6 protein-coding genes are annotated in these 7,579 nt (G+C 74.3%); 3 read left to right on the forward strand and 3 right to left on the reverse strand.

Translation table 11 applies throughout. From position 1 onward, the window contains the following. Positions 1-303: 303 nt before the first annotated feature. From G5C65_RS26940 to rsmH, 3 genes are all read right to left on the reverse strand, one after another. A complete protein-coding gene (locus G5C65_RS26940) occupies positions 304-2,451 on the reverse strand; it encodes a peptidoglycan D,D-transpeptidase FtsI family protein (RefSeq protein ID WP_420903364.1) in 2,148 nt (715 codons plus the stop codon). Next, positions 2,448-2,810: a cell division protein FtsL gene (ftsL, locus tag G5C65_RS39595; protein ID WP_165301541.1), complete on the reverse strand. Its 363-nt coding sequence runs from the start codon at positions 2,808-2,810 to the stop codon at positions 2,448-2,450. The genes G5C65_RS26940 and ftsL overlap by 4 nt, the downstream gene beginning before the upstream one ends. A gap of 280 nt (positions 2,811-3,090) precedes the next feature. After that, positions 3,091-4,062 carry a 16S rRNA (cytosine(1402)-N(4))-methyltransferase RsmH gene (gene rsmH / locus G5C65_RS26950; RefSeq protein ID WP_165301542.1) on the reverse strand — a complete coding sequence of 324 codons (972 nt, stop codon included), beginning with the start codon at positions 4,060-4,062 and terminating at the stop codon, positions 3,091-3,093. Between the two features lie 323 nt (positions 4,063-4,385). On the opposite strand from rsmH, the gene G5C65_RS26955 reads away from it, so the two are divergent. The 3 genes from G5C65_RS26955 to G5C65_RS26965 all read left to right on the forward strand — a co-directional run bounded on the left by G5C65_RS26955 (position 4,386) and on the right by G5C65_RS26965 (position 7,520). Continuing rightward, positions 4,386-4,919, forward strand: a complete 534-nt coding sequence (locus G5C65_RS26955) for a beta-class carbonic anhydrase (RefSeq protein WP_165301543.1) — start codon at positions 4,386-4,388, stop codon at positions 4,917-4,919. Positions 4,920-5,043: 124 nt separating this feature from the next. Next, positions 5,044-6,162, forward strand: coding sequence for an AAA family ATPase (locus tag G5C65_RS26960; protein ID WP_165301544.1), 1,119 nt, complete (start codon positions 5,044-5,046; stop codon positions 6,160-6,162). Beyond that, positions 6,162-7,520, forward strand: a complete 1,359-nt coding sequence (locus G5C65_RS26965) for a DUF58 domain-containing protein (RefSeq protein WP_165301545.1) — start codon at positions 6,162-6,164, stop codon at positions 7,518-7,520. Before G5C65_RS26960 ends, G5C65_RS26965 begins: the two co-directional genes overlap by 1 nt. Positions 7,521-7,579 lie beyond the last annotated feature (59 nt).

Here is a 7,579-nt window from a genome sequence, read left to right on the forward strand (position 1 = left end):
GGGCGGGCCCGGGAAGGTCTCGGAGGGGGTCTGATCAGCTTGTGGCACGGCGGTGAGCGTACCGGGCGGGGCGCCCGCGCCGCGAAGCGAGGGGCCGCGGAGAGGCGGGGTGGCCTGCCGGTTGCACGGAATGTCAGTGATCGTTCTCACGCGGTTCTCGCGGTCCTCACAGTCTTCGCGTTCTTCACGACTCTCCCCCACCCGCCGCACATCCGGCCCGCCCACGGCGGGAGGGTGTGTCCGGCCGATCCTGCGTACCCGGCGCCGGGGCCGGCTGTGCTCGGCAAGCTCCGCCGGACACGGCTAGGACCCCTGGCCGGCCAGCACCGGCAGCTTCGCCGGCTTGGCGCCGGTCGGGGGGACCTGGAGCGTCTTCAGCGCGAACTTCATGACCTTCTTGTAGACCGGGCCGCACACGTCGCTGCCGAAGTAGCTGCCGTGCTTCGGGTTCTGCACCGCGCAGTACACGGTCACCCGGGGCTTGTCGGCGGGCGCGAACCCCGCGAAGGACGAGGTGTAGCCCCGGTAGCGGCCGGTGCGGGGATCCACCCGGTTGGCCGTACCCGTCTTGCCCGCGACCCGGTAGCCGGGGATCTTCGCCACGGTGCCGGTGCCCTCCATGCTGTCCACGACGGACTCCAGCATCCGCGCGAGGGTCTTCGCCGTCTTGCCGCTGACCACCCGCCGCTCGGCCGGCTTCTTCGCGGGCGTGTAGCGGCCGTCGGGGCCCACGGTGCCGCGCACCAGGCTGGGCGCGGTGCGCACGCCGCCGTTGGCGATCGTGGAGTAGATGGAAGCGGCCTGCACGGCGTTCAGCGAGAGGCCCTGCCCGAACGGGATGGTGTACTGCTGCGAGGCGCTCCACTTCTCCGGCTTCTCCAGGATGCCGGGGGTCTCGCCGGGGAAGCCGAGCCCCGTCGGCCTGCCGATGCCGAACTTGCGCAGATAGCGGTAGAGGACCTGGTTGGCCTGCGGCTGCGTCCTGCCGAGCTGCTCGGTGGCCAGGATGGTGCCGATGTTGCTGGACTTGGCCAGCACCCCGTTGAGCGTGAGGTGCCAGGTGGGGTGGTCCACGTCGTCGGCGAACGCCCGGTCGGCCCGGTTGAGCCGGTTGGGCACGGTCACGGCCGTACGGGGGGTCGCCTTGCCCTCCTGCAGCACGGCGGCCATGGACATCAGCTTGCTGGTGGAGCCGGGCTCGTACACGTCCTGGAGCGCCGGGTTGCCGAAGGAGTCCCGCCCGGAGCGCGCGATGTCGTTCGGGTCGAAGCCGGGGGCGCTGGCCAGCGCGAGCAGCTCGCCGGTCCGGGTGTCCTGGACGACGACGTAGCCGCTGTCGGCGTTGGACCGGCGCACCTGCTTGCCGATGGCCTGCTGCGCCGCCCACTGGAGCTCGCGGTCGAGGGTGAGCTCTATGTCGGAACCGGGGCGGGCGGCCTTCTCCCGGACGCCGGCCGTGGGGACCTGGCGGCCGCCGGACTGGGCGTAGGTGACCTTGCCGTTCTCGCCGGCCAGCTTCTTGTCGAACATCGCCTCGACGCCGGCGCCGCCCTCGCCGTCGGTGTTGACGAAGCCCAGCGCGGAGGCCGCCAGGTCCTTGTTCGGGTACACCCGCTTGGCGTGCTTCTCGTGGTAGACCCCGGCGAGCACGTCGGCGCGCCCGCCGGACCCGCCCCGCTCCCCCGCCTTGCCGTCCGCCGCGGCGGACTCGGCGGCTTCGGCGGCGACGCGCGCCTTCAGCTTCTTGATCTTCTTCCAGGTCTTCGGGGTCTGCTGGCGGGCGAGGAGGACATAGCGGGTGTTCCGCTTGGCGAGCTTCCCGGCCAGCGTCGCCCGCTTCTCGCCGACCAGCGGCGCCAGCAGCTTGGCGGCGCGCTCCGGCGCGTCCTTGACCCCGGCCTGCTTGGGCGTGAAGAGATACGGGTCGGCGGTGATGTCGTACGCGTCCACGGTGGTGGCCAGGTCCGTCCCGTCCCGCGCGGTGATGGTGCCGCGCTCGGCGGCCAGCGGGACGGTGATGTAGCGGTTGACGGCCGCCTTGTCCGCGTACGCGCTGGCGTCGACGGCCTGCACCTGGAGCAGCCGCACGGTGAACACCAGCACGACGAGCGTGAGGCCGACGGCGACCAGCCGCAGCCGGGGGCGCGGGCTGGCGAGCCGCAGCATGGCGGAGCCGCGCTGCGGGGGGCGCCGGGAGCCCCCGGAACCGCCCGGTCCGCGCTCCCCGCGCGCCGGGCGCGGCACACTCCGGCGCGCGTCCCGCGCGCCCGGGGAGCGGGCCCCCTGCCGCTCGCCGCTCGGACGGGCCGGACGCCCGCCTCCGCCGCCCCGGGCGCCGGAGGCGGGGCGCCGCTCGCCGCGCTCCCGGCCCCAGTCCGGGTTCCGGTTCCGGTCCCGGTCGGGGTTCCGGTCCCGGCCGCCACGGCGGGCGCCGGGCTCGTCGTCGCTCACCGCGGGTCCTCCTCGGGGTCGCGCTCGCCGTTGACGGTGCCGTTGGGGGCGAGGAAGACGGGGTTGCCGCCGGGGACCAGGCCCAGTTCGCGGGCACGTTTCTCCAGCGCGTCCGGCGCGGAGTAGCCGTCGACCTCCTGCTGCAGCTCCTGCTGCTGGTCGGTCAGCTCGTCGGTCTCCTTCTGGAGCTTCTCCAGCTGGAAGGAGCCCTGGTTCAGCGAGGCGTTGAGCAGCAGCAGTGCCAGCAGCCCGGAGCCCAGGAGCACGACGACCAGCAGCACGAACGGGGTACGGGCCGCCGAGGAGCCGCCGCCCGGTACCAGCCGGGCGAGCCGTGTGAGCCGCTGCTGCGCACTCACCGCGCACCCCCTCTCACGGGCCGCGCCCCGAAGGGGCGCGAGGCTGTTGTCGACAGCGGCTTCGCCGCGGGGCGCGCCCAGCCCCGTCGCCTCCGCACACCGCGGCGACCGGCGAGGGGCAGCCCGAACCCGGCAAACCGCACCCGGCAACACCCTCGTACCCCGCATCGGCGCTGCGCTTGCCAGCCCTGCTCCCCCAAGCGCAGCGCACGCCCCCGCACGGGGACGCGCCCACCGTGCCCGGCCTCCGCGGCGAGCGGGGCGGGGGTTCGCACGTCACTCACCGCGCCTCCCGGATCCGCTCGGCCGCGCGGAGCCGCGCGGGGGCGGCGCGGCGGTTGGCGGAGATCTCCTCCTCGGTGGGCAGCTCGGCGCCGCGCGTCAGCAGCTTCAGCCGCGGCTGGTACTCCTCCGGCACGACCGGCAGCCCGGACGGCGCGGTGTGCTGCGCGCCCGCCGCCAGCACCCCCTTGACCATCCGGTCCTCCAGCGAGTGGTAGGACAGCACGGCGATCCGGCCGCCGACCGCCAGCGCGCCCACGGCCGCCGGGAGCGCCCGCTCCAGGACGGCCAGCTCGCCGTTGACCTCGGTCCGCAGCGCCTGGAAGGTGCGCTTGGCCGGGTTGCCGCCGGTGCGCTTGGCGGCCTGCGGCAGCGCGTCCCGGATCAGCTCCACCAGCCGTCCGCTGCCGGCGAACGGCTCCTTCGCGCGCTCCCGCACCACCGCCTCGACGATCCGCTTGGCCTGCTTCTCCTCGCCGTAGGCGCGCAGGATCCGCACCAGATCGCCGGGCGGGTAGGTGTTGAGGACCTCGGCGGCGCTGATGCCCGTCGTCTGGTCCATGCGCATATCGAGCGGCGCGTCCTGCGCGTACGCGAAGCCGCGCCCGGCCTCGTCCAGCTGGAGGGAGGAGACGCCGAGGTCGAAGAGCACGCCCTGGACGCGCGGGACGCCCAGCCGCTCCAGGACGTCCGGCAGCTCGTCGTACACCGCGTGCACCAGGGTGGCGCGGTCGCCGTACCGGGCCAGGCGGCGGCCCGCGAGGCGGAGGGCCTCGGGGTCCCGGTCGAGGGCGATGAGGCGCGCTTCGGGGAAGGCGCCCAGCAGGGCCTCGCTGTGCCCGCCCATGCCCAGGGTGCAGTCGACGACGTACGAGCCGGGCTCGGTGAGGGCAGGCGCGAGGAGGTCGAGGGAGCGCTGGAGCATCACCGGGCTGTGGAGTTCGCCGATGGGCTGCTCGTTGGTGGTCATGGGGCCCTCTCAACTCTGGCGGGCACCGGTGCACATGCTCCTTGGTCCCCGCCCGCTCGAAGGGGAGTGGCCCGCCCTCGGCCCGGTGGGCGTCGGAGGGCCGGGAGCGGGAGGAGGCCGAGCCGCACGTGTCGTACCCGTGCACGCGAGGGGATTCGGGGTCCTGGGGAGATGACGCCTCCCACTTCGCGTCACTTTAGTCCACTCGTCCCCTCGGTCAACTACGGTACGAGGCGCGTCCGCGCTCCGGGCGACCCCCGGTCCGTCACCGGTCGGCACGCCCCGTCACGCTCCCCGGGTTGTTCTAGGGGACAATCATTCGTATGGACGCGAAGCTCAACGCCACCCCGACCGTCACCGACAGCCTGATCGCAGCGAACGCGCGCTACGCCGAGTCCTTCACGGACCCGGGCATGGACGCCCGGCCGGTGCGGCGGGTCGCCGTCGTCGCGTGTATGGACGCGCGGCTGGACCTGCACGAGGCCCTGGGCCTGGAGCTCGGCGACTGCCACACGATCCGCAACGCGGGCGGCGTCGTCACCGACGACATCATCCGCTCCCTCACCATCAGCCAGCGGGCGCTGGGCACCCGCTCCGTCGTCCTCATCCACCACACGGGCTGCGGGCTGCTGAACCTCACCGAGGACTTCCGGCACGAGCTGGAGCTGGAGGTGGGTCAGCGGCCGTCCTGGGCGGTCGAGGCGTTCAAGGACCTCGACCAGGACGTGCGCCAGTCCATCGAGCGGGTGCGCACCTCCCCGTTCCTGCCGCACCGGGACGATGTGCGCGGCTTCGTGTTCGACGTGACGACCGGGCGGCTGCGCGAGATCGGCCCCGAGATCCCCCGGGAACAGTGACGAACCGCGGGGCGGCCATGAAGAATACGAGGGGGTGGGCCCGGAGTGGACGCGAACGACGGGACCCGCGAGGGGGATGGACAGTGCAATCCCGCACATTGGGGACGGGGCCGAGGAGGGCCGGGTGACCACCTATGACGAGCGTGCGAACCTCAGCGAGCTGAGCGCCACGACGGACCAGGTGCGCCGCTCCGTGGAGTCCGTGATCGAGGGGAAACCCGAGGTCGTGCGGCTCTCACTGACGGTGCTGCTGGCCGAGGGGCATCTGCTGATCGAGGACGTGCCGGGGGTGGGCAAGACGATGCTCGCCAAGGCGCTGGCCACCACGATCGACTGCTCGGTGCGTCGTATCCAGTTCACCCCCGACCTGCTGCCCTCCGACATCACCGGTGTGAGCGTCTACGACCAGCAGCGGCGGGACTTCGAGTTCAAGCCGGGCGCGGTGTTCGCACAGATCGTGATCGGCGACGAGATCAACCGCGCCTCCCCCAAGACCCAGTCGGCGCTGCTGGAGTCGATGGAGGAACGGCAGGTCACCATCGACGGGCAGACGCACGAGCTGCCCGACCCGTTCATGGTCGTCGCCACCCAGAACCCCGTCGAGATGGAGGGCACCTACCCGCTGCCCGAGGCCCAGCGGGACCGCTTCATGGCGCGGGTCTCCATCGGCTACCCGAGCCCGTCCGCCGAGCTGGAGATGCTGGACGTGCACGGCGGCATCTCCCCGCTGGACGACCTCCAGCCGGTGGCGCACGCCCACGAGATCAGCAAGCTGGTGGAGACGGTGCGCGGCGTCCATGTCTCGGACGCGGTGCGGCGGTACGCCGTGGACCTGGTGGCCGCCACCCGCTCGCACCCGGATCTGCGGCTGGGCGCCTCGCCGCGCGCGACGCTGCATCTGCTGCGCGCCTCGAAGGCCGCCGCGGCGCTGGCGGGGCGGGAGTTCGCGCTGCCGGACGACGTGCAGTCGCTGGCGGTGCCCGTGCTGGCGCACCGGCTGCTGCCCACCGCGCAGGCCCAGCTGAACAGGCGGACGGCGGAGCAGGTCGTCGCGGAGATCGTGCAGCGGGTGCCGATCCCGCCGATGGGCCCGCCGCACGGCGCCCCGCCGCCCGCGCCCGGCGGGCCCGCCGCTGCCGTGCCCGCCGCGCCGCCGCGCCCGTACGGCAGCCCGGCCCAACCCGGACAACCCAGCCAACCCGGACAGCCAGGACAGCCGCCGCAGCCGCCCCGGGGGTACTGATGTCCGCGGGCCCGCCGCCCACCGCCGACCCGGCGGCCGGCGCCGCACCCCTCGCGCCGCACGGCGGCGAGAGCCGCGGCGCGCTCCGTACCGCGCTCGGCGGGCTCACCACCCGCGGGCGGTCGTTCCTGGCGGCCGGGGTGGCCGCCGCGGTGTGCGCGTATGTGCTGGGCCAGGACGAACTGCTGCGCGTCGGGACGATGCTGGCGGTGCTGCCGCTGGTGTGCGTGCTGGTGCTGCACCGGACGCGCTACCGGGTGGCGGGCTCGCGGCGGCTCTCCCCCGCGCGGGTCCCGGCCCGCTCCGAGGCACGGGTGCATCTGCGGCTCGACAACGTCTCGCGGCTGCCGACCGGGCTGCTGATGCTGCAGGACAAGGTGCCGTACGTGCTGGGCCCGCGCCCCCGCTTCGTGCTGGACCGGGTGGAGCCGGGCGGGCGGCGCGAGGTGTCCTACCGGGTCCGCTCCGACCTGCGCGGGCGCTATCCGCTCGGCCCGCTCCAGCTCCGGCTGACCGACCCGTTCGGGATGGTGGAGCTGACCCGTTCGTTCAGCACCTTCGACACGCTCACCGTGGTGCCGCCGGTCGAGCCGCTGCCGCCGACCCGGATGTCCGGCGAGACCAGCGGCCACGGCGACGGGCGGCAGCGCTCGCTGGCGCTGGCCGGCGAGGACGACATCATCCCGCGCGGCTACCGCCACGGCGACGACCTGCGCCGCGTCCACTGGCGCTCCACGGCCCGCTACGGCGAACTGATGGTGCGCCGCGAGGAGCAGCCGCAGAAGGCCCGCTGCACCGTGCTGCTCGACACCCGCCGCTCCGCCCACCAGGGCTCGGGCCCGGACTCGCCGTTCGAGTGGGCGGTGGCGGGCGCGGCGTCGGTCTGCCTGCACCTGCTGGAGCGCGGCTACGCGGTACGGCTGGTGACCGACACCGGCGCCATGACCCCGGGCCCGGAGGGCGGCACCTTCGCCGCCGACTCCTCGGACACAGCGGGCCTGCTGCTGGACACCCTGGCGGTGGTCGAGCACTCGGCGGAGCCGGGGCTGGCGGCGGCGTACGACGCGCTGCGCGGCGCCACCGGCGGCGACGGGCTGCTGGTCGCCTTCCTCGGCGCGCTCGACGAGGAGCAGGCGCTCGTGGTGGGGCGGATGCGGCAGCGGACGAACCGCGCCGTGGCCTTCGTCTCGGGGCTGGACCCCGCGACGGCGCACGCGCCGGCCGCGGACCCCGGGGCGGGAACCCTGCACGGGCTGCGCGAGGCGGGCTGGACCGTGCTGCGCGGCGGTCCCGGCACGAACCTGGCCCCGCTCTGGCAGGAGGCGGACCGGCCCATGGTGAAGGGCCTCGGCCCGTGACCGGTCCGGCGGACGCGACGGCAACCGCGGGCACGACAGGGACAGGGAGGGATCAGATG

This window comes from Streptomyces boncukensis (assembly GCF_011045075.1).
GTDB classification, from domain to species: domain Bacteria; phylum Actinomycetota; class Actinomycetes; order Streptomycetales; family Streptomycetaceae; genus Streptomyces; species Streptomyces boncukensis.